Below are 22,289 nucleotides of genomic sequence, written 5' to 3' on the forward strand. Positions count from 1 at the left end.
AGAAATCCCGTTGATTTCATGACTCAAAATTGCATCATTCATAAATGCCTTTGTTAGGCAACAATTCCCGTCCTGTTGGCAATTTTTCCCTATTCCAGCACCGGCTGCTCGGATTTTTCCCTATAATGCCCGGGCGACACCCCTTCTTTACTTTTGAAAAAGCGGCTGAACGTCTGAATATCGTCGTAACCCAGCTCATACGCAATTTCCTTAATCGACAAATTGCTGTAATTGATCTGCCGGCGCGCGTGGATCATGATCCTGTCATGAATGATATTCAGCGGCGTGCGCGTTGACATCAGAGAGAAAAGGTTGGACAGCGTTTTCGGGGATTTGTTGAGTTGAGATGCGTAAAAAGCCACGTTGTGATGGGTAGCGAAATGCTTATCTACCAAGTAGTTAAACTCTCTCACCACTTCACTTTGCGTCTTATCGAGTTTGCTGAGATTATTGGACTGCCGTAATATCCGGACCGAGAGGATCAGCATTCGTTTCAACATTGCCTGCAACATATCCTGCTGCAATATTTCATTTTTGGAGATTTCGGAAAGCATAATTACCCAGGACAATTCAAAGTCGCGGGCCCTGCTTTCATCCACAGTGATGATCGGCACGCCCGTTGCGCCAAAGAACAAAAGCCCCTTACTACCTACTTCGTTATCATGGTTGACGACACAATAGAAAGGCTGGTTAAATCTGACCATCCTGGCAGCCTGTATTTTAACCTGATCGATCCGATGAAATTCGGTCAGGAAAATGATCTGGTTTTTGGCGAGCTGGAACGGAACCTTGTCAATCGTAATGTCCATGCGATCGGCTACATTCCAGATAAAGGTCATATCCGTATCACGTACCTCGGTTACGATATGGGCATTGCTTGCATTAAGCTCGTAAAGACTGAGGATTTCGTTGGCATTCTCAAAAACCATGCTGTTGTTTTTCTTTCAAAAATAGCAACAACAGCGGATTTTCAACCGTAGATCACCAAAGCCCGCGGCGGAATTGTCAGCCTTATTGCTTTTCCATTCCTGTCTTCCACATTCAGTTCCGCAGGTGAATTAGCAGAAGCGTACAAACAATACATTTTCGACCCGCTTGGGTGCAGGTTATCGTCCAGCGTCACGTAAACCGGAATGTGTTCCTCCCGATGCAGATTGATCGCACAGAGTATTTCATTTGCATTTGAAATAGACGAAAAAGCGATCACCTGGCTTTGCAGTTCGTCAACCTCTGCCGCCGCGCTGAAATCCTGGCCATTTTTGGAGATAGTACGCCAATAATGTTCGCCTGAAAGCAGGCCGGGATATTTTTCCATCGTGTGTTGCAATTCTTCCATGGAAGATTGGCTTTGCCGGAATTCTGTCATGAATTCCAGCAAAGCCGCATCCTTCTCCGCGTGATCCGTACTTTTTTCCTGCTCCAAATCAGGCCGAGAATGAATGGTTTCCATATTTTTTCATTTTACAAAAATCGACCAGGCACTATTTCTGTTGTTCAATGGCATCCAGCAGTTTCTGGAACGGTTTGTTGAATTTTTCAATACCTTCTTCTTCCAGCTGTTTTGTGATCGCGTCCATATCGATTCCCGCTTCGCGCACTTTTTCCATGGTCTGCGTAGCAGCTTCCAGATCGTCTTCCAATCGGCTAGCCGGATCACCGTGGTCGCGGTATGCTTCGAGGGTTTCCAAAGGAATTGTATTTACAGTATTTGGACCAATCAACGCCTCAACGTACCTGGTATCTTTGAATGCAGGATTTTTGTTACTGGTACTTGCCCACAGCAAACGTTGCGGCACCGCTCCTTTCTCTTCCAGCTTTTTCCAGCGGTCTGAACTGAAAACGCGTTTGTAGATCTGGTAAGCCAGTTTCGCCGAGGCAATTGCAACTTCCCCTTTCAGTTCTCCCACACCTTTTTCGTCCAGCAGCGGGTCCACCAAAATGTCGATGCGGCTCAGGAAGAAACTAGCTACCGAAGAAACATGATTAACCGGCAAGCCCTGCGCTGCCCGTTGCTCCAATCCCGAGATATACGCTTCGGTCACCGCTTCGTAACGGTCCAGGCCAAAAAGTAATGTAACATTGATATTAATACCCTCGCTGATCGCCGTCTGGATCGCAGGAAGTCCCGGTTCGGTTCCCGGAATTTTGATCATCACATTATCCTTATCCACCGCATCCCAGAGCTGGCGCGCCTGACTGATAGTACCTTCCGTATCAAGTGCCAGAAACGGAGACACTTCCAGACTTACATATCCGTCGGCACCCACTACATCCTCTTCATTATAAACAGGCCAAAGTAGGTCACATGCCAGCTTAATATCTGCTACTGCGAGACCAAAGAATATTTCCTCATTGGTTTTATCACTTTTAGCTAATTCTGCAATGTCCGCATTGTAATCAGAACTGCTGCTGATCGCCTTTTCAAAAATAGCCGGGTTGGAAGTCACGCCGCGCACGCCGTCTTCCTCGACCAGCTTTTTCAGTTCTCCCGAAGCAATAACTTTGCGATCTATAAAATCCAGCCAGATACTCTGTCCGAAATCGTGTATTTGTTTTACTTTACTGGTAGCCATAACTGTGTATTTAATATTTAAGAAGTGCACCGGTAGGCGCGTTTATGTGAATGAGTGGCAAATAGATAGCTATTACGTATCCGTATCGCTCGCTCCCAGACGCAGCGCTGCCGCGAGTCCAGCCAGCAATGACGGCATTTCGCCTTCCGCGCCGATATCAGGTGCAATAAGCAAAACTTTGGCAGCTATTACCCCCATTTGCTTAACAATTCCCGTAGAATCTGCCGGATCAGTACCTAGTAACCCTTTTAGTTTCCGCAGCTCTTCGGCGATGGGTTGGGTATTTTCACTTTCCGAAAGCGGCACCATCCATTGATCAATCAGATCAATTCCAATTTCCGGGGTCAGGGTCTCTTCGCTACCCATCAACGTCGTAGTAGTATTATCGAGTAGCTCGGTAGTATCGGCAAGGCTTTTCATAGTCGTGGAGTATCGTTCGGACTAAATGGATAAACATCATGCCACCCGGAAATCAGCATTGCAATACACCGGCAATATGCCTGGATCATTTAGCAAAACCATTCAAGACAATCGTTTTGCCACTGAATTTCGCCTCAAGCACTGCTAACAGCGCAGCTCCTTTTTCACGCTGTCGGATACGCAGTTCATGAGCAGCGATCAATTCCTCATTGGTGTCGGTTTGTGAGCTATTATCTCTTTTCAATGCCCTTTTCATGATATATCAGTTTGAGTTCTTTTTAAAGATTTAACCGAGAGGTTTTCGACACAAAAATAAGCTGATTTATAGAACTACATCCAGGCCGGTCGAATGATCCGGTGTCCGGTTACAAAACGAAATCCCCCATTATTTATCGTTGCTATTTTCACCAGCCCGCCTACCGTCGGGATGTTCGCCGTGTACTTTTGAAAATCAATCTCTATTCTCATCAAGAGCGCGGCTAAATCAACAGCTTGCTGTAAACTAAGTTCTGAGAGTTTTTTCAGTTGTATGTCCTCGTCGATCAGCTCCACACAATCCCTGAAAATCTTGCCTTTTGCAGAATCATCAAGTACACTTCCATCGAATCCATAGTCGGTTATCAGCAACCCTATTGTCTTATTGACCGATTTAATTACTGTCTCGATCCCGCCATATATGATCCCGTTGCTTATTCTGTTTTGACCATCACAAACAATTTTCGCTGATTCACGGACAGGAATCGGAACGGCGGTAATTCCCGGCACTTTATATGTTTCCGAAGAACATTCAACCGTTTCGATCTTAAAGATAATGCTATCGGATCTTTGCCTGTCAAAGTGAGTAAAAATAAAGACCGTGCGTCCGACGATACTGTATTCATTGGCTTCAACAAACGCTTTGATCTCCTCCTCTAAAAATAAGCAAAAATCAGTGACCTTTTTCTCAATTGTCCAATATTCGAAACCGGCAATGCCAGCGTTTCTTGCCTTTTTCCTTGAAACCAGCTGCGTGATTCTCTGTCCATTCAAAACCGCATTTCCTGCCGTTGTAATTGCTGTAAATGAATCATATTCGAATATTTTTTCCTCAAAATCTCTTGTATAGGAGTCCTGAATTTGGCGCTGGCTATGAAAGTCATGCATAACAAGGTAGATGAAACACCAAAGTAGGAAGTATTCCAGCTTCACTGGATTACAATTATTTGCAGGTACCATTCGGGTGATATTAGGAGAAAGTGTCAAGCAGTTTTAGAGCAGCTCTAAAAAAACCTGATCCAAATCATGTTTCTAAACGATTCCTGATCAGCATATTTCCAGCCTTGGCTCAGTTACTTTGGCAAATGGTAACACAGGCGTTACTGTAACATCAGATGGAAAACTTAGCAAGAATTAAAAATAAAACACTGACTGATAAGATTATACCAGCGAAAGAAGCTGCCGGTCTTATTCAAAACGGGATGGTGGTCGCCGCCAGCGGCTTTACGAAATCAGGAGATAGCAAGGCGGTTTTGCTGGCTTTTGGCGAGAGGGCTCAGATCGACCATTCCCAAATTACTTTGATCACCGGCGCTTCGCTGGGGCAGGATACAGATGCGAAACTGGCTGCCGCTAACGCGATTTCGCTGCGGTTACCGTTTCAGGCAGACGCGACAATGCGCCGTCACATCAACTCGGCGCAGCTCCTGTATATTGATGAAAACCTGGGCGAGACGGCAATGCACCTGAAAACCGGCGTTTTCCCGGCCATTGATATCGCGATCATCGAAGCCGTGTGCATTCACGAAGACGGCAGTATTGTCCCCACAACTTCCGTCGGTAACTCTGCGGTTTTTGTTGCGCTGGCTAAAAAAGTGATCATCGAGATCAATACCGCAGTGCCGGAAGAGATAGAAGGTATTCACGACATTTTCCTGAGCGGCAGTTACCCTGAAAAAGCAATTATCCCCATCACTTCGGTTGGCCAGCGCATTGGGACCGGCTCCATTCCCTGCGACCCGGAGAAGATCGCGGGCATTGTTTTCACCCACAAAAAAGACAGCCCCGCTGATATTCAGCCAGCTGACAATACTACCAGTAAAATTGCAGGGTATATTCTTGATTTTCTCAAAAACGAAGTCGCAGCCGGCAGACTTACCCAGTCACTTTTACCTATTCAGGCGGGTATTGGTAAGGTAGCTAATGCAGTGCTGCAAGGTTTTGCAAACAGTGATTTTGAGCATTTGACGATGTATTCAGAAGTTTTGCAGGATAGTGCATTTGACCTGTTCGATGCGGGAAAACTGGATTTCGCCTCGGGCTCTTCTATTACAGTTTCAGAAGCTTGCTACCAGCGGGTTTTTGATAATCTGGAAAGATACAAGGACAAAATCCTGCTGCGGCCTCAGGATATCACCAACTCTGCAGAGGTGATCAGCAGGCTGGGAACTATTGCGATCAATACAGCGCTGGAATGTGATATTTACGGTAATATCAATTCCTCCCATATTGCCGGCACACACATTATGAACGGGATTGGCGGCTCGGCAGATTTTGCGCAAAACAGCTACATCAGCATTTTCGTAACCGAATCTACATGTAAAGGAGGTACTATTTCCCGCATTGTGCCGATGGTTTCCCACGTCGACCATTCCGAACACGATGTGGATATTGTGGTAACGGAACAGGGACTGGCAGATTTAAGAGGGCTCGCGCCGCGACAAAAGGCGGAGGCGATCATCAAAAACTGCGTGCATCCCGATTACCGTGAAATGCTGGCCGGGTATTACGCCGAAGCCTGCGAGCGCGGCGGACAGACACCCCACGTTCTGGAAAAAGCATTTGATTGGTACAAGAATCTGCGGACCACCGGCACTATGCAACGGCAACCGGTATTAACAGAAATACCGGGCACCAACTAAGCTTTCCGGATGGATTTCCACATAGCCAGTTCTTCTTTGAAGCGGTTGTTGATCACCTCACATTTTGTATCGATGCGCATAGTTGGCCGGTCTTTCATATTGTAAGCCGGCCACTCTGGAACGTCTTTTGCAGCTGGTTTTCCGGTTCTCGCAAAGGTTGTCCATAGCTCCGCAAAGTGGTGTGAAGCCACAAAACGCTCGGGCTTGCTCCCTCCGAAAAAGCTTTCGCTGGGCTGAGAAGGATCTTTCGGCGGCACTTCGTTATTGAATTTAAAACTAATGTCCATCGCGTGCGGCGTGCCCATCGGGTAGTCGGTGTCGAGGATCTTTTTTTCTGATTTATATCCAAAATTATACAGATAAACCGGCGCCCCATTCTGCTGTACCTTCTTCTCTGCTATATCAATCGAACCCAATCCCATCATCGCAATGGAAGTTATTGCTACAAGAACATCGATCGCGGATGCATCAGGCATCGTTTTCCGGTAAGTTGAGATCATTTTTTCCGTATCCGCGCCATGGAACGTTTCCAGCTTTTTTTGCAAACCTTCAAAATCAATCTTAACCAGATCCACCTCTTTTCGCTGCCAGATAAAAAAGTTGTACTCATCTTCATTCCACCCGACAAGCAACGGTTTATTTTTGGATATGTCAGGCGCAGCAGGATCAAACGGATGAATCGGAAGTACTTTTCCATCGACTACCGGACCAAAACCGCCCGCGCCTGGCTGCGGCTTTTCCTTATTGTCTTTATCAATAAAAGGAGGTACAGATGGCAGTTTATTCTGGATAGCCAGCAAATCGGCAGCGGGTACGTCAAGCAACTTTCTCCAATCTTTGGGAGCGATATTCAATTCTCTTAAAAGCAATGCCGTAGTCTCGGCGGCCGTTTCTTTGGGCGTCATGCGCACACCCGGGCCACTTTCTATCGAGGCTTTGTTGAAATAAGGCGCAGCGGAAGGCATCGCATACAGGCAGGAAGTCTTCGCTCCCCCACCCGACTCGCCGAAAATCATCACATTATTCGGATCGCCGCCAAATTGTGCAATATTTTCGTGCACCCATTTCAGGCCGTCGACAATATCGAGCATACCCATATTCCCCGAACCTGCATATTCGTCGCCCGCGATTTCATCCAGATACAGAAAACCCAGGAGTCCCAGTCTATGATTGGTCTGGACAACCACCACATCGAAATTCCGGGCAAGATTGGATCCATCCTGGCTTTGCGAGGCCCCCGACCCGATCACGAATCCGCCGCCGTGATTGTAAAACATCACCGGGCGTTTCCGGTTATCATTCGCCGGTGTCCATACATTGAGAAACAAACAATCCTCCGCCGGTGCGGGCTCGTTGTGGCGCGGCGGCTGCATGGAGGGCGCACCGAATACCGAGCTCCGCACACCAGTCCACGGTTCCACGGGTGCAGGGCGACGAAACCGCCTGTCCCCCGACACTTTGCCCCCGTAAGGAACGCCCCTGAATATATTCACCCCATTATGGCGTACCCCCCGCAGCTTCCCCGGCGCAAGCTCGACTTCCACGAAACCGTCCTTATCAAAAGATCGGGAAACAAATCCGCCGGCAGCAACCGCAACGGTCGCCAGCGAAAGCTGAGATAGGAAGTGCCTTCTGTCAATAGGGCTCATAGTAAGACCGTTAAGGAATTGCTGGACTTGAAACGATTAGACCAAGAATACAAAATAATGTCGCAAAAATCTAATTGAAATTTGTAAACAATAATGATTTCAGCCCCGACACGCCTCCTAGAAACAGGAGGCCCCGCCGGGGCCAAAATCACGATCAAACCATTTTTCTACAAATGGGTAGCCGCTCTGCGTCATGCGCTGACCCTACGTGTGCCTCCTTTCTCCCTTTCTCCCTTCCTCCCTTCCTCCTTTCTCCCTTCCTCCTTTCCTCTTTCCTCCCTACAAAGGGGTAGCCGCTCTGCGGCATGCAATGGTTATTTCCCCACGATTTCCACTGCGCCGCCTGCGGGAAAACTGAATTTCACAAACTTCCCGTCGTCCCCAATCTTCTTAGCGCCTTTGGATAAGGTGATATTATACCCTGCGGAAGCCAGTTCGAGCGAAGCTTCTCCGGCTTTCTCAGCAGATAAACTGATATGGCTGATTTTTCCGCCTTTCCGCTGCGCGCTTACCAGGATCGCACCTTCCGCACGTAAATTGTTGAATGCGGCCTCCTGCCAGTCTGCCGGTAACGCGGGCATGATCTGGATGAAGCCGGCGTAGCTTTGCAGCATCATTTCCTGCAAACCCGATGCAAATGCGAAGTTTCCTTCGAGGGTGAACGGACGGTAGGTGAATTTGGAAAGACCTGATTTAGTCTGGTCGCCGTTGGCGTGGAAGCTGTTGGGCAGACAAAATGCTTTGGCGAAAGTAGCCAGTGCGTCGCGGGCGCCGGCGCCGTCTTTGGCGCGGGCTTTCAGGTTGGCGAGCCAGGAATAGGAATAGCCGCACCAGTAATCCGGCCCGACCTTATCCAGCAATGCAATCGTATTTTTGATCGTTTGCTGCGCCTCTTCTCCATCTTCCCACTTGATGAGTCCCAGTGGATGGATTGCCATTACGTTCGAAAAATGCCGGTGCGATTCGTTGTAAGGGTGCCCGGGCGCAAACATCAGTTCAAGCTCGGCTGTTTTGGCATAATCCGGGAATTCTTTCAAAATGCCCTGCCATTTATCCGCCTGCGCCTTATCTCCCATCGCCAGCGCAATTTCTGCGCCAGCTGTTAATGTGAATTTGATGATCGACAGGTCGTAATTGGTAGTCTGTGAAAACCAGGCTTCGAGGCTATTGTTATGAATTTCAGGGCTTGAACTGATCGGCAGCTGCCGCTGACCTTTGTCGTTTTTAACCGTAATATTTTCAAAAAACGCACACACTTCCTTAAACCAGGGATATGCCCGGTCTTTCAAAAATGTCTTATCCATACTGTACCGCCACTGCAAATAGTAGTGCTGCGCCAGCCAGCCCGATACTGTCGGCGAAAGCGAATACTGGATCCAGCCTCCCATTTCAGTCCCGTCGAGCGTGGTTACGCCGGGTACTGCGAGTCCTTTTACACCAAAATAATCCTCGGTGTAGCGCAGGTAGTTCTTTTTGTTTTCGTCAAGATGATCCAGATATCCGAGCGCTTCTTCCAGGTGATTGCCGCTGTATGCGGGCCAGTAACTGAGCTGGGTATTCAGATCGTGGTGGTAATCGCCCTTCCAAGGCGGAATGCGACCATTATCTGCGGTCCACACAGCCTGCAAGGAAATCGGCGGTGCCCCGCGCCGGGCTGCTGAACCAAATTTATATTGTTCGAGATACCATTGCTTTTCGATCAGCGGATCAGGGACCCGGATTGATGATTGCTGCCAGAACTTAGTCCACCAGGCTGCGTGCGTGGCATGCGTAGCTGCATAAGTATCTTTCAATGCAGCTTGGGTAACAGTAGCCGCTGCCGGCTGCACAGCTGCTTTGGGGTAATGCGAAGACACGCTCCACACACCTTCAATAATACCTTTACCCGCTGATTTCCAGCGCACTGTGATTTCATATTTAAATCCACCCCACCCTTCCTGATTGTAGGTAATGCTGTTTTCAGTGCGCTTGATCGGACCTTGCTTGTAGCCTAATCTGACCAGATCTTCACCGCCTACCGGATCAGGTGCCGCGCCAGCTTTGACTTTTCCTTCATATTGCGGCGCTATTAACTCGGGCGTAAATTCATTCCCCAAACCTTCAAACCGAAACCAGCCAACCGGCTTCGTGGCGTGCACGAAAGTTTTCAGTACCATCCCGTTAGACCATTCCACGACCGCAGTCGCATTCGCTATTTCCAGATCCGCCTTTTTAACGGAAATACCTTCCGGCAAACGGAATTCCAGTGCACCGGCGGGGATTTTGGAAGGAGCAGGTTCTTTATCATAAGGCGCGTCCAGATACTGCTGAACGGGCTTATAGTCCTTTTTACGAACCTGCTCCTGCACCCATTTGAAACTAAACTCCTCCCTGTGCAAGCCCGCCATCGGTCGCATATCCCACACATCGGCACGGTCGAGTGAAAAACGGAGCTTGCCCTCTTTTTCCCAGATCAGCGCGCCCACAGTCCCGTTCCCGAGCGGCAGGGCTTCATCCCAGCTTTTTGCCAGTTTGTCAAAATGGAGATTATGTTCCGGTTTCGGCTGGGCATTCACCAGTGCCGGCAGCAGCAAAATGGCGCAGATCAACCCAAGTTTATCACGAAAAAAAGCATTGCAGGATCTCAAAATCATTTCAGGTTTAGGAATAGATAAAGTTAATAGCCCGGATTTTGCACCAGATTTTTATTCCGGTCAACTTCCGACTGCGGGAATGGGAGCAGATTTTCTTTTTCTCCAAATGACAAGGTAACCCCGGCTGGATTTTTCACCATAGCCAGTCTTTCGGCCATAATTCCCCATCGTTTCAGATCGAAATAACGATGCCCTTCCATGGCCAGCTCGGTGCGCCGTTCGTGGCGGATGAAATCGCGCAGTTTTTCTTTGGTATTGTACATCGTCTGGTCCACTGGCGGCAGATTCACGCCCGTTCTCGCGCGGATTTTATTCAATGCATCATAAATGCTGGCGTCCGGCCCGGAAACTTCATTTTTAGACTCGGCAAATGCGAGCAAAACTTCCGCATAACGCATGTGCACCACATTCATATCGGTCAACGGGATTTTAGATCTGTCCCAGGGCAGTTTGGAAACGTCCATATATTTCTTCTGAACAAAACCGGTCAGGATCGGGTCTGTGGTGTTAAATACGGATCCGTCGGGGTTAATATGCGGGTCGCCTGGCACGAGTACCGTCATTTTCAGCCTCGGGTCTCTTTTATCGTAAGGCTTGGCCGCATCGTAACCCGAGCCTGGATCCGTGATCTTTTTCCCGTTTGTCATTTCATATTCGTCCACCAGGTTCTGGTAAGGCTGAATACCTCCATACCAGCCAATTTCAACGAGCATTCCTTCATTGCCCTGCGGGTTATTGGGTGCCAGATATTTGGTTGAAAAAATGATTTCCGGATTTCCCTGCTGGGTAGGTTGCAGAAACAGGTTCGCATAACCACCCTGGAAAATGGAATAGGTATTGGTAGCCATGATCTCGCTCGTCAATGCAACTGCGTCGGCCCAGTTTTTCTCATACATCCTCACCCGCGCTTTCAACATCTGCGCACTGGCTTTTACAGCATGGCCCGCATAGGCAGTAGCAGGCAGTTTGGCGATCGCATCGTCCAGGTCTTCCACTACAAAGGCGAGCACTTCCGCTTTGGGACTTTTGGCAATTTTGGCAGCTTCCGCATCTGCCGGCGCTTCCTTATATAAGACCACATCGCCAAAGAATTGCACAAGCTCGAAATAGAACAATGCACGCAAAAACCGCACTTCCGCCGAATAGACATCCTTTTTAGCCGGCGGCAATTCTGTCACGGTTCCTACATTTGCAAGAAAATAATTACAGGCCGCGATCCCCGCATAAGGATCATTATACAGCGACGAGTTGATATTCGAAGGGTTTATAATACCAATAGTCGCGTTGTTGAAATTGAAGTAACTGTGCCTGTCAAGCGCATTGTCCGAGTAGGTGTCCAGATAAGGTCTGCGGTGGCCGAAGACAGCACTTTGCAACCTGCGGTAAACCCCGGCGAGCGCCATATCCACGTCAGCCTGCGTTTTCCAGAAATTAGCACCGGAAATAGCGTGCAGCGGGTCTTTGTCAAGATAGCCGTCGTCGCAGGAACTAGTACCGCCCAGCACGAGGCTCGCCAGCATGGCGGAGAAAATATATTTATGTCTGAAATTCATTTTAGTAAAGTTTAAATGGCTGTAAATCAATGCCAGAATTTAGAACTTGATACTTAACCCTGCGGTGTAGATCTTCAACTGAGGGAACTGTGCAAACCTGCCTGAACCCGCTCTCTCCGGATCATTTCCCTCATATTTAGTCCAAGTTAAAAGATTATCTCCCGACACGTAAATCGTCAATCCCTTGGATTTGATCTTGCTCAGCAACTTCTCGTTGAATGTGTAGGACAGGTAAAGGTTTTTCAAACGCAGGTAAGACGCATCCTGGATAAAATAGGTAGAAGCGTACCCAGAAACACCCGCATAACCAGTAAGGTAAGTAGCTGGAATCGTGTTACTTGGATTGGTCGGCGACCAGGCATCGAGGAATCTCGTCGGAGGCGCGGAACCTTGCTGGAACGGTTCGTAACCCCAGCCGTTAACCTGCGTATTCACCCCCTGAACACCCTGGAAGAATGCGGTCAGATTGAAGCCTTTCCAACCTGCATTCAGGCTGAAAGAATAGTTGTATTTCGGAAACCTGCTGATGCGGATCCTGTCTTCCGGCCCCACCGTACCATTTCCATCCACATCACGGATTTTCAGGTCACCCGGTTTCAAAGTACCCGAGGAAGGTTGTTTCGGAGAGTTATTGATTTCTTCCTGACTTTGGAAAACGCCGATCCAGTCGTACACAAAGAAATTATTGTAAGGCTGGCCGACTTCGATCGTACCCAATGTAGGCGCGAGCAATTTGGTAACCTTGTTGTTGAATTTATGATAAAGTATGCTCACGCCGTAGTTGAAATCACCAAAGCTCTTCCGATGACGCAGCTCCACTTCCAGACCCGTATTTTGCATTCCACCCGCATTCACAATAGGCGCGAGCAAGCCCACGCTACTCGGCAAATCGGCCCGCGTAGAAAGAATATCGGTCGTATTTCGTTTGTACCAGTCGATCGTCGCGCCGAAAAGACCTTTGTAGAGATCAATATCAAGTCCAAAATCCAGCATTGCCGTTTTTTCCCATCTCAGATCTTTGGTCACCAGGCGGGTCAGCTGCGCGCCGGAGCTCAAACCTGCAAACGGATAAGCCGTGAGACTAAGAATATCCTGGTAGGGATAGTTACCCGCCAGATTGATCCTGTCGGCCACACCCACATTGATCTCCTGATTTCCCAAAACCCCATAAGAAGCCCGGAGTTTCAGGTTATCGACCCAGGAAAGGGAGTTTTTGATAAAACCTTCCTCCGAAATCCTCCAAGCCGCAGAACCTCCGCCAAACGTTCCCCAGCGCGAACTTACACGTGAAGTACCATCGCGGCGGATATTCCCTTCAAGAAAATATTTACCCTTAAAATCATAATTGACACGACCGAAATACGATTGCAATGCCCATTCGGTAGCTGTACCGCCGGTAGTCTGGTTGTTCGGCCCGCTTCCGTCCAATACCATCAGGCTCGTGTTCGGGAAGTCGAAACGGCTACCCGAAAGGCGCTCAGTCAGGTTATTTTGTTGCTCAAAACCGGCCAGAAGTCCCAGGTTGTGATTGGTCCCAAATTGTTTGGTATAATTCAGCGTACTGAAAAAAGTCCTGGTAATGCTCCGGTCTTCCCGCTGCTGCAACCCGAAAAATGTCGGATTCCCATTCGCTACCTGCACGTAAGTACCCTCTGTATTAGGGTGATAAGCAAATGAAGGCGAACCGAACTGGCGGTTTTTCAACTGATCATTGTAAAAGGTAAGTCCCGCTTTATTCAGCCATTTCAGACCTTTTAGAATCTCGATCTCCACGAAAGCCTGCGCATTGACATTGTAGGTTTTGGTATACTGTCCGCCCGTCGCATACACTTCCTCCACACTCCTGTTTCCCGAGCCATTTGTCGTAAAATCGCGGTTCGTGATCCGCCCGCTTCCATCAGGCAGGAAAGGTCCGAATGTAGGTCCCGACGCGTAGGCCAGCAACAGCAGATCGTCATTCACCAGCCACGGCGCTTTCGCATCCTGGAAAGAAAGGTTCAGGTTCGTGCCAACGCGCACCCTTTTGTGCACCTGTGTAGAGAAGTCGATCAGACCATTGTAACGTTTGTACAGATAGCCTTTTGTGATACTTTCCTGATCGAGAAAATTGAAGGAAACATTATAAAGCGTTTTCTCATTTCCACCGCTGAAACCCAGGTGGTGGTTCTGGATCGGACCTTTATCCAGCACATAATCCAGCCAGTTGAAGTTGGGATACTGCTCACTGTTGGGATTATTTTTATACAGATCAATCTGTTCCTGCGTGTAGATCGGCGCCTGACCACTTCTCGCGCGTGCCGAATTGTACATTTCCATATACTGCACAGAATTCGTGATCAGCTCCGGTGTCCGCGTGGCTTCACTGAGTCCGAAGCTGCCGGTATATTCAATTTCGGAAGAGCCTGCTTTTCCTTTTTTTGTCGTGATCAAAATAACACCGTTCGCCGCGCGCGCACCGTAAATAGAGGCTGATGCAGCATCTTTCAATACGGTCACACTTTCTATATCCTGCGGAGAAAGGTTTTTGATGGAAGCAATAATACCATCGACGAGGATCAGTGGCGCATTGGAGGCACCAAATGAACCGAATCCCCGCAACTGGTAGGATGCATCGTCACGTCCCGGCTCCCCGGTAGACTGGATAACGTCCAAGCCCGAAACCCGGCCTTGCAGCAAATTCTGCACATTAGGTACCGGCCGTTCCGTCAGTTCCTTCCCTGAAACCGTGGTCACCGAACCGGACAAATTCGCTTTTTTGGCGGTTCCATAACCGACTACCACTACTTCGGAAAGGGAAGATTCTTCGGCTTTCAAACTGACATCCAGCGTAGTTTGCGTACCGGCAGGAATTTCCTGTCTTAAATAGCCTATATAACTGAAAACCAGCGTCGAGTTCGGCTCGATCTGCAAACTGTATTTACCCTCGGCATCGGTGATCGTTCCCGTGGTAGTACCCTTCACCTGCACACTCGCTCCCGGCAGCGGCGCATTGTCATTGTCGAAAACAGTACCCGAAATCTGGCGGTTCTGACCAAAAGATACGTGACAGAAAATGAGCAAAACCACCACCAGTACCTTTGAAAACCGATCTGAAAGACCATTGAAATGCGCCGGCTTAACTAAGTGAACGCCGCTTCGACCGCACAGACGCCAGGACGCGAGCCAGCCCGACCTCGTCCGTGACTCAGGGTTGTAAATTTGATCCATAAATCTGAAAATGTTTAAATATATCAGGACTGCGCGCTGGTTTAACTCAGCTTGCTTACAGACAAATAAATAGTGATTTAGTTCAAAAAAGTGATTTTGGGTTGATATTTTGTAGTACTATATTTGCAATACGCTCAACTTTTCTATGAAACCAAGCTTCGCAATACTTTCCGACCTGGCCCATTCCCGCAAATCATTCGTGGTGAAGAAAATTGCGCGCTCAACTTTCTCGACAGACTTCCATTTTCACAAGGAATGCCAGCTGGTTCATATCGTTTCGGGCTCCGGCGTGCGCATTATCGGGCATTCTGTTGAGCGATTTGAAAAAGGCGACCTCACTTTTGTCGGGGCCAACGTGCCGCACGTGTGGTACAGCGAGGCCGAAGCAGAAGTTTCGGAGCCGCTTGAAGCCGTTTCACTCGCACTTTACATTGATTCTGAGCTGTTTTGTGAACAAATGGGCGGGCTTATTGATGTTAAGAAAGTACAGAACTTTTTCAACGACGCACAACGCGGGCTGAAAATCCAGGGAGATAAAAAAGAGCTGGTGATCAGTATTTTAGAAGAAATGCTGGAACAAAAAGACGTGCATCTGCTATCTTCTTTCCTGCGCATCCTAGTGTACCTGAGCGACCCCGCGGAATCGACTTACCTCAATGCGCCCGACCCGATTTCCACCTATTCGATCCAGCCGCACGGGCGGATCCCGAAATTGATGTATTACATCCACCAGAACTTCAAGGATGACATTAGTCTGGAACAAGCCGCTTCGGTTTCGGGTCTCCAAATCCATGCATTCTGCCGTTATTTCAAGGCGCTTACCAACCGGACCTTTTCAGAATTTTTGAATGATGTCAGGATCGGTTTTGCGTGTAAATTGCTCCACCAATCCGACTTACCTATTACTCAAATCGCGCTGGAATGCGGTTACAGCAACATTTCCTATTTTAACCGTTGTTTTAAAAAGATCAATAAAATGTCCCCGAAAGAGTTTCGCGACTCCCTGGAAACCCGCAACCGGCAGAAACTCTGAGCGCATTATTACAATGCTGCTTCCTGATCAATATTCAGCACACGATAGCCTGATCTGGCATAAAACACAAGATATGCATAGCAGATAGCCGGCATGATAAATGCGGGTTTAATACCGAATGCATCCGAAAGCAGCCCCATCAGCGGCGGGACGATCGCCCCGCCCACAATACTCATGATAATCAGCGACGATCCCGTCTTGGTATATACGCCGAGGTTTTTAATGCTGAGTGTAAATAAGATTGGGTACATGACCGAAGTGAACAGCCCGACCAGCGACAATGCATAAACGGACACATAGCCGCCGCTGAATATCGAAATGCCGATCAGCGCAATCGCAGCTGCCGAGCAAAACGCCAGGATTTTTGTTGCATTCAGATTGCGCAGCGCAAAAGCGCCGGCGAGCCTTCCTATCAGGACCAGCGCCATATAAAAGGTAATAAAAAGGGCGGCACTTTGTTCGGTAAGGCCGGCTATTCCTGAGGCTTTTGCATAACGGATCATAAAACTGACAATCCCCACTTCCGCACCCAGATAGCAGAAAACGCCCAACGCACCGAGTACGGTATGACGGAATTTCAACACAGAACGGAGCGAGCCCGCACTTTCTCCATCACCTTCGATTTTAGGGAGTTTAATCAAAAACACCAACAGCCCTATTGCCACAAATAATCCACCCAGACTCAGATAAGGCACTTTTACCAACTGCGCTTCTGAATTCAGATATGCATTTAGCTGCGCCGGATCAAACTGCGCGACGGTTTGCGGCGGCACTTCCACGGCATGCAGCAGAAACCGGCTCCCGATATACGGTCCCAATGTGGCGCCCAGAGACCCTACCGCCGATGCCAGACTTAACCGGCTTGAAGCACGGTCGGGATTGCCTAGGACAGAAATGTATGGAGTAGCAGTAACTTCCAGGAAAGTAAATCCGGCCGCCATAATGAAAAGTGCGCCGAGAAAAAGCGGGTAATAGCGCACGCTGGCTGCCGGGAAGAACATAAATGCGCCGATTGCCGCAGTGAGCAGGCCGGTTACCATTCCGGCTTTGTAGCCATATTTATTGATAAATTTCCCAACCGGCAACGCGAGCAAAAAGTACGCCCCAAAGAAAGCCGACTGGATCAGTGAAGATTGAAAATCAGTGAGTTGACAAGCCCTTTTAAGGTGAGGTATTAAAATATCGTTGATGTTGCGACTGAGGTTCCAGATGAACATCAGGCTCATGACAACCAACAGCGGGATAAGTACGTTTTTACCGTTTTTCATCTTTTGTACCCCAATTCTGCCCCGCCACTTACCGGCATTATACAACCTGTTACAAACCGCGCGGCGTCAGAAACCAGGAACACGGCTACGTCGGCGATCACGTCGCCTTCCGGGCAGTAACCTAGCGGGTGGATATTGTTTAGATATTGAGCAATGAATTCAGGATCAGGCTGTTCTTCTGACCATTTCCGTAACATCGGTGTCCACACACCGGCCGGACAAACTGCGTTTACCCGAATACCAAACGGTGCATAATCGAGCGCCATTGCCTTGGTGAGCGCGTTCATTCCTCCCTTTGTGCCCACATAAGCCGCGTGATTTTCCTGCCCTATTTCAGCAACCATGCTGCTGGTATTCAGGATGCAGCCTTTGGTTTGTTTCAACAATTCAATGCCATATTTAGTAGTCCAGAAAACACTTTTCAGGTTTACAGCAAACAGATCATCCCACTCCTCCTCCGAAGTTTCATCCAGCGTTTTCGACGGACTTGCAATTCCTGCATTGTTGTGAATGACATTTATATTACCAAAAACCGCAATGGTATGTTCAATAGCGCTTTTTACCTCATCAGCTGACTTGACATTCCCCGCGAAAGCAGCGAGTGGAAATCCGGAAAATTCTGTTGCAAGCTGGTCCAGAGCCTCCCTATCCGAATCCACGACCGACACACTTGCGCCCGCCGCGAGATATGCTTCCACACACTTCCTGCCGATGCCCGCGGCGCCGCCGGTTATAAAAATCACCTTTCCGTCTAGTACTCCCATATTTTGTTTGAACTGTTCCTTTCGGGCGGCTCGTTTTACTCCTTAAGATCACTGCTGCTCCCGGCTACCTGCGGAACCTGATAATATGCGTCGATTATCTCTGCGGGGTTCACAAAATGCTGTTTCAAATGCGGAATATGTTCGAGGAACAAATGCTCGTGATCCATTCCAATGTGGTTAAAAAGGACCAGATGCTGGTGGATCTGGCCCATATCACCCACGTGCGGCACCACCGGAATGCCCATACTTTTCGACAACAGGCTGATCGTCAGAAATTCCGAAACGCCGCCTACCCGTACCGCGTCCACCTGGCAAAAATCCATCGCCTTCGCCTGGAAAAAATTCTTGAAAATCACTTTATTCGGAATGTGCTCTCCCGTCGCCACTTTAAACGGCGCAATCGTCCTGGCGATCGTCTGGTGGCCGATTACATCGTCGGGATGCGTGGGTTCTTCTATCCAAAACGGATTGATATCCCCCAACATGCTACATGTGTTTTGTGCCTCTGGCACTGTCCATTTTTGGTTGGCGTCGAGCATGATCGTGGCTTTTTCGCCGGCTGCTTTCCGGATTAGCGTTGCTCTCCGTATATCTCTGGCCGGATCGTTGGAGCCAACCTTTAATTTTAATGCGGTAAAACCCTGGTTTATTGCTTTTTGTGTGTTTTCAATGATTTTTTCGTCTGAAAAATTAAACCAGCCCACCGAAGTGTCGTAGCCTTTGTAGCCTGTTTCCAGGACATTCGTACGCAAATTTCTTGTTGCCTGGTGCTCGGTGAGTATGGTCAGTGCCTGTTCCCTGCTGAGCACTTCTTCGAGGTAGCTCAGATCGAGGGTATTGACTAGCTGCTCAGGTGTGAGGTCGAGCAGCAGTTTCCAGAGTGGTACCCGTTTTGATTTCGCCCAAAGATCGTAACACGCATTCACAACCGCCGCCAGCGCCAGATGTACCACACCTTTGTGCGGCCCGAGCCAGCGAAAGGAAGGCGAGTCGACCATTTTACGATAAACAGTACCAAAATCCGACATTAGCTCCTCAATCTCCCTGCCTTTTAATGAAGCCGAAAGGTATTCTATCGCCCTGCAAACCAGGTCCGTACCGACGCCCAATGTGAACGCCAGGCCCACGCCCGTTACGGAAGTTTCCGTTTTCAGGCAGCAAACTGCGTAGGCATATTGCGGGTTAGTGTGCGTCGCGTCGGAACCGACCCCATCGGGCAGATCGAACCGTTTGTCTTTGACTTCAATAGCTACGATGTACATGCAGTGCGGGGATGTTAGGGTACATGTGAAGGGATTTCAAAAAGATGGTGGGTCAGGAACAGATTATTTTTTAGCGCTCGTAAATTTCTTCTCTGCGGTAGTGTCGCTCCGGAAGCCGGTTTCGAAGTGTATCTTTTTGCCATTCTTTAATGCATCTTGTTCTTCCGAAGTCAATGCTGTGCTCCATAGAAATACCTTTTCCAGCGAAGCGATATTCGTTAATGCTTTGATATTGTTATTGTTAACTTTCGTTCCGCTCAATGCCAGCTCACGTAGTTTCGTCAATTTCTCCAACTCACCCAACGTAGTTCCCCGCAGATCTGTGAAATTCAATATCAGTTTGCGCAACTCAGGAAACCGGGCGATCGTCTTTAAATCTTCATCCTTAACCGGCATTTTACCAAAATCCATAGCAACTATCTGATCCTTTATCGGCAGCAGATCGCTGATATCGCTGGATTTAAAAGTTGCCCTGTTGTAAAAATTGACAAACAATGCCGGCGACGCGGGAGCATATTGCCTGATCGTTCGATAGTTTGTATTCAAAGCTTTTATTTCTTCCGGATCGGCCGCTGCAAAATCATATATTTCTCCGGTCCGATTGCCGCCCAGAGTATTCTCTGCGTAGCTAACAATTGGATTTTGAGCCGGCAGTGCGGTTACTTTTTGTTCAAAATCAGAACCCAGCTTTACCCACTCAGCGAGCAGCATTACCTCGTCGTCGGTGAGCTGCGCCTTGCCTCTGGGCGGCATGTGTTTTTTGTCTTCCAGTGGTAAATGTACCCGGCTTACCAGCAACCCAAGATCTGGTTTTGTAGTATCCCAAAGCATTCCGTTCTTGCCTCCTTTGGTCAAAAGTACCTTTGTTTGCATTTGCAGCCCGCCTTTCGACTTTTCTGCATTGTGACAGGAATAACACTTTTGCTGCAAAACAGGCTGCACCAGATTTTCGTAAACTATCGCCTGCTTTATGGAAACCTGATTGGTCGTTTCAGTAGAATTATTCGGTGAAAATGTCAAAAAATCTTCTCCGTGCGTCAGGTTTCCACCCAAATGTCCCGCTACCAATAGCATAGCCAGAAACGTTACCGCAACCAGCTTCGCCGGAATTTTCCAGGGCGCCAGATATTTCGAAGCGCCGTACCAGGCTACACTTCCGACCGATATTCCCACGCCCAGCCACTTGTGCCATAGTAAAGTCCGGGATACTTCGCTTTCTTCTTTAGACAAAATAAAACCTGAAAATGCAGCAACGGTTGCTGTAAACGTTCCCAGTAAAAGCAGCGTTTCGGCCAGTTCCGCATTCCAGCGGACAGAATCCTTTTTTTCGACAATAATGATCCAAAAAGCATAAAGCAGCAGCGCAACCAGCGGAAAATGCAGTACCGCCGGATGCAGCCGCCCCACAGGAAACAGCCAGTTTGGAATCGCTACACCCTTTTCAAATACCAATAAAAAAATCAGCAGGCCATTCAGAAAGAAAGCCAGGTTATAAACGATTCCTTTCCAATTATCCAGGTAGCGGCGCACGATCGATGAATTTTAAGAAATAATGCCTTTTACCAGCTTCCCAGCTACGTCCGTCAGGCGGTAGCGTCTCCCCTGGTGTTTGAAAATAAGCCGCTCGTGATCCAGCCCGAGTTGGTTGAGAATAGTAGCGTGCAGGTCGTGGACATGCACCGGGTCTTTCACGATATTGTACCCGAAATCGTCCGTTTCACCAAAAACCAGCCCCGGCTTAATGCCGCCTCCCGCCATCCAGATCGTAAATGCGCGCGGGTGGTGATCGCGGCCGTAATCGTCTTTGGTAAATTTGCCCTGACAGAAATTGGTCCGTCCAAACTCGCCTCCCCAGATCACCAGCGTTTCGTCCAGCAGGCCGCGCTGTTTCAGATCCGTGATCAATGCTGCCGAAGCCTGGTCCACATCTTTGCATTGCCCGGCTATTTCTTTGGGCAAGCCGGCGTGCCCGTCCCAGCCCTGGTGGTAAAGCTGAATAAACCGAACACCCTGCTCCGATAATTTCCTGGCCAGCAGGCAATTGGCCGCATAAGTCCCCGGCACCAGGCATTCCGGCCCATACATTTTAATGATCGATTCGGGTTCCTTGCTCATATCGGTGATCTCGGGTACCGCCGTTTGCATGCGATAAGCCATTTCATATTGCTGGATCTTCGCCGTCACTTCCGGGTCGCCGAACTCATTGAAAGTGCCCTCATTCAGCGCAGCGAGCTTATCGAGCATCCGCCTCCGTTCAGAACGGTCCATTCCTTCCGGGTCGCCGAGGTACAGCACTGGATTTTCGCCGCTGCTGAACTGTACGCCCTGGTGCACAGAATCGAGAAAACCATTGGTCCACAATTTGGAATACACCCCCTGCCCATTTCCCTTGCCTCTTGAAAGCAGCACGCAAAAGCCCGGCAGGTTCTGATTTTCGCTGCCCAGCCCGTAACTCAGCCACGAACCCATGCTCGGGCGGTTGCCCACCTGCGCGCCCGTCTGGAAAAAAGTAAGCGCGGGATCGTGGTTGATCGCGTCCGTGTTCATGGATTTGATGATGCAGATATCGTCCACAATGCGGGCGGTGTGCGGCAGCAGCTCGCTGATCCACGCGCCAGATTTTCCATGCTGTTTAAAATCAAATACCGAGCCCGCCAGTGGAAACCGGGTTTGGTTGGAAGTCATCCCCGTAAGCCGCTGCCCGCTCCTTATCGATTCAGGCAGGTCTTCACCGAACATTTTATTCAATAAAGGTTTATGGTCAAAAAGCTCAAACTGCGACGGTGCGCCGTTTTGAAAAAGATAGATCACGCGCTTGGCTTTCGGAGCGAAATGCGGCAGGCCCGAAACGATATCGTTTACACTGTTCTCAGCATTCGATTTAAAAAGATCGGGAACCAGCAACGAACCCAGCGCGGCGCTTCCTATTCCAAGACTTAGTTTGGACAGAAAGTGCCTTCGGTTGGAGTTCATTCCAAAATCAAAAATCGGCTTTTCCATATTGCTGTATGCATTATCGAAGCTTCCCGC

General features: G+C 48.8%; 17 protein-coding genes. 2 read left to right on the forward strand and 15 right to left on the reverse strand.

Annotation, left to right across the window (positions count from 1 at the left end; translation table 11 throughout):
- Nucleotides 1–89: 89 nt before the first annotated feature.
- The 6 genes from KOD92_RS01000 to KOD92_RS01025 all read right to left on the reverse strand — a co-directional run bounded on the left by KOD92_RS01000 (nt 90) and on the right by KOD92_RS01025 (nt 4,136).
- Entirely contained in the window at nt 90–929 is an 840-nt protein-coding gene (locus tag KOD92_RS01000; RefSeq protein WP_215231658.1) for a helix-turn-helix domain-containing protein, read from the reverse strand.
- Between the two features lie 41 nt (nt 930–970).
- On the reverse strand, nt 971–1,450 hold the full coding sequence (locus KOD92_RS01005) for a hypothetical protein (protein WP_215231659.1): 480 nt from the start codon (nt 1,448–1,450) through the stop codon (nt 971–973).
- Between the two features lie 31 nt (nt 1,451–1,481).
- Nucleotides 1,482–2,573, reverse strand: a complete 1,092-nt coding sequence (tal, locus tag KOD92_RS01010) for a transaldolase (RefSeq protein ID WP_215231660.1) — start codon at nt 2,571–2,573, stop codon at nt 1,482–1,484.
- A 72-nt stretch (nt 2,574–2,645) separates the two neighbouring features.
- A complete protein-coding gene (locus KOD92_RS01015; protein WP_215231661.1) occupies nt 2,646–2,993 on the reverse strand; it encodes a hypothetical protein in 348 nt (115 codons plus the stop codon).
- Between the two features lie 85 nt (nt 2,994–3,078).
- Entirely contained in the window at nt 3,079–3,249 is a 171-nt protein-coding gene (locus KOD92_RS01020; protein WP_215231662.1) for a hypothetical protein, read from the reverse strand.
- Between the two features lie 74 nt (nt 3,250–3,323).
- A complete protein-coding gene (locus tag KOD92_RS01025; RefSeq protein WP_215231663.1) occupies nt 3,324–4,136 on the reverse strand; it encodes a hypothetical protein in 813 nt (270 codons plus the stop codon).
- 227 nt (nt 4,137–4,363) lie between these two features.
- Between KOD92_RS01025 and KOD92_RS01030 the strand changes: the two genes are divergently transcribed.
- Nucleotides 4,364–5,890 carry a succinate CoA transferase gene (locus tag KOD92_RS01030; RefSeq protein WP_215231664.1) on the forward strand — a complete coding sequence of 509 codons (1,527 nt, stop codon included), beginning with the start codon at nt 4,364–4,366 and terminating at the stop codon, nt 5,888–5,890.
- Here the strand turns inward: KOD92_RS01030 and KOD92_RS01035 are convergent.
- The 4 genes from KOD92_RS01035 to KOD92_RS01050 all read right to left on the reverse strand — a co-directional run bounded on the left by KOD92_RS01035 (nt 5,887) and on the right by KOD92_RS01050 (nt 14,932).
- On the reverse strand, nt 5,887–7,539 hold the full coding sequence (locus KOD92_RS01035) for a carboxylesterase/lipase family protein (RefSeq protein WP_215231665.1): 1,653 nt from the start codon (nt 7,537–7,539) through the stop codon (nt 5,887–5,889). The genes KOD92_RS01030 and KOD92_RS01035 overlap by 4 nt on opposite strands.
- Nucleotides 7,540–7,853: 314 nt before the next feature.
- On the reverse strand, nt 7,854–10,166 hold the full coding sequence (locus tag KOD92_RS01040; RefSeq protein WP_406566150.1) for a glycosyl hydrolase family 95 catalytic domain-containing protein: 2,313 nt from the start codon (nt 10,164–10,166) through the stop codon (nt 7,854–7,856).
- A 29-nt stretch (nt 10,167–10,195) separates the two neighbouring features.
- A complete protein-coding gene (locus KOD92_RS01045) occupies nt 10,196–11,725 on the reverse strand; it encodes a RagB/SusD family nutrient uptake outer membrane protein (protein WP_215231667.1) in 1,530 nt (509 codons plus the stop codon).
- A gap of 39 nt (nt 11,726–11,764) precedes the next feature.
- Nucleotides 11,765–14,932 (reverse strand): SusC/RagA family TonB-linked outer membrane protein, encoded by a 3,168-nt coding sequence (locus KOD92_RS01050; RefSeq protein WP_215231668.1) that lies wholly within the window; start codon nt 14,930–14,932, stop codon nt 11,765–11,767.
- Between the two features lie 145 nt (nt 14,933–15,077).
- Here KOD92_RS01050 and KOD92_RS01055 point away from each other — a divergent pair, with 145 nt between their 5' ends.
- Nucleotides 15,078–15,965: an AraC family transcriptional regulator gene (locus KOD92_RS01055; RefSeq protein ID WP_215231669.1), complete on the forward strand. Its 888-nt coding sequence runs from the start codon at nt 15,078–15,080 to the stop codon at nt 15,963–15,965.
- Between the two features lie 8 nt (nt 15,966–15,973).
- Here KOD92_RS01055 and fucP read toward each other — a convergent pair whose 3' ends face one another.
- From fucP to KOD92_RS01080, 5 genes are all read right to left on the reverse strand, one after another.
- Entirely contained in the window at nt 15,974–17,233 is a 1,260-nt protein-coding gene (gene fucP, locus KOD92_RS01060; protein ID WP_215231670.1) for an L-fucose:H+ symporter permease, read from the reverse strand.
- Nucleotides 17,230–17,997, reverse strand: a complete 768-nt coding sequence (locus KOD92_RS01065; protein ID WP_215231671.1) for an SDR family NAD(P)-dependent oxidoreductase — start codon at nt 17,995–17,997, stop codon at nt 17,230–17,232. Before KOD92_RS01065 ends, fucP begins: the two co-directional genes overlap by 4 nt.
- Before the next feature lie 35 nt (nt 17,998–18,032).
- Nucleotides 18,033–19,259: an enolase C-terminal domain-like protein gene (locus tag KOD92_RS01070; RefSeq protein WP_215231672.1), complete on the reverse strand. Its 1,227-nt coding sequence runs from the start codon at nt 19,257–19,259 to the stop codon at nt 18,033–18,035.
- A gap of 63 nt (nt 19,260–19,322) precedes the next feature.
- Nucleotides 19,323–20,789 carry a c-type cytochrome domain-containing protein gene (locus tag KOD92_RS01075; protein ID WP_215231673.1) on the reverse strand — a complete coding sequence of 489 codons (1,467 nt, stop codon included), beginning with the start codon at nt 20,787–20,789 and terminating at the stop codon, nt 19,323–19,325.
- 12 nt (nt 20,790–20,801) lie between these two features.
- Nucleotides 20,802–22,259 carry a DUF1501 domain-containing protein gene (locus KOD92_RS01080; protein ID WP_215231674.1) on the reverse strand — a complete coding sequence of 486 codons (1,458 nt, stop codon included), beginning with the start codon at nt 22,257–22,259 and terminating at the stop codon, nt 20,802–20,804.
- Nucleotides 22,260–22,289 lie beyond the last annotated feature (30 nt).

The sequence above is a fragment of the Dyadobacter linearis genome (genome assembly GCF_907165045.1).
GTDB lineage: Bacteria > Bacteroidota > Bacteroidia > Cytophagales > Spirosomataceae > Dyadobacter > Dyadobacter linearis.

What these genes read in the sequence shown, in the direction of transcription:
- KOD92_RS01045 (WP_215231667.1), bottom strand. Translation starts at nt 11,725, where the DNA reads ATGAATTTCAGACATAAATATATTTTCTCCGCCATGCTGGCGAGCCTC.
- KOD92_RS01050 (WP_215231668.1), bottom strand. Translation starts at nt 14,932, where the DNA reads ATGGATCAAATTTACAACCCTGAGTCACGGACGAGGTCGGGCTGGCTC.
- KOD92_RS01055 (WP_215231669.1), top strand. Translation starts at nt 15,078, where the DNA reads ATGAAACCAAGCTTCGCAATACTTTCCGACCTGGCCCATTCCCGCAAA.
- KOD92_RS01080 (WP_215231674.1), bottom strand. Translation starts at nt 22,259, where the DNA reads ATGGAAAAGCCGATTTTTGATTTTGGAATGAACTCCAACCGAAGGCAC.
- KOD92_RS01065 (WP_215231671.1), bottom strand. Translation starts at nt 17,997, where the DNA reads ATGGGAGTACTAGACGGAAAGGTGATTTTTATAACCGGCGGCGCCGCG.
- KOD92_RS01070 (WP_215231672.1), bottom strand. Translation starts at nt 19,259, where the DNA reads ATGTACATCGTAGCTATTGAAGTCAAAGACAAACGGTTCGATCTGCCC.
- KOD92_RS01035 (WP_215231665.1), bottom strand. Translation starts at nt 7,539, where the DNA reads ATGAGCCCTATTGACAGAAGGCACTTCCTATCTCAGCTTTCGCTGGCG.
- fucP (WP_215231670.1), bottom strand. Translation starts at nt 17,233, where the DNA reads ATGAAAAACGGTAAAAACGTACTTATCCCGCTGTTGGTTGTCATGAGC.
- KOD92_RS01000 (WP_215231658.1), bottom strand. Translation starts at nt 929, where the DNA reads ATGGTTTTTGAGAATGCCAACGAAATCCTCAGTCTTTACGAGCTTAAT.
- KOD92_RS01030 (WP_215231664.1), top strand. Translation starts at nt 4,364, where the DNA reads ATGGAAAACTTAGCAAGAATTAAAAATAAAACACTGACTGATAAGATT.
- KOD92_RS01015 (WP_215231661.1), bottom strand. Translation starts at nt 2,993, where the DNA reads ATGAAAAGCCTTGCCGATACTACCGAGCTACTCGATAATACTACTACG.
- KOD92_RS01005 (WP_215231659.1), bottom strand. Translation starts at nt 1,450, where the DNA reads ATGGAAACCATTCATTCTCGGCCTGATTTGGAGCAGGAAAAAAGTACG.
- KOD92_RS01020 (WP_215231662.1), bottom strand. Translation starts at nt 3,249, where the DNA reads ATGAAAAGGGCATTGAAAAGAGATAATAGCTCACAAACCGACACCAAT.
- KOD92_RS01025 (WP_215231663.1), bottom strand. Translation starts at nt 4,136, where the DNA reads ATGCATGACTTTCATAGCCAGCGCCAAATTCAGGACTCCTATACAAGA.
- tal (WP_215231660.1), bottom strand. Translation starts at nt 2,573, where the DNA reads ATGGCTACCAGTAAAGTAAAACAAATACACGATTTCGGACAGAGTATC.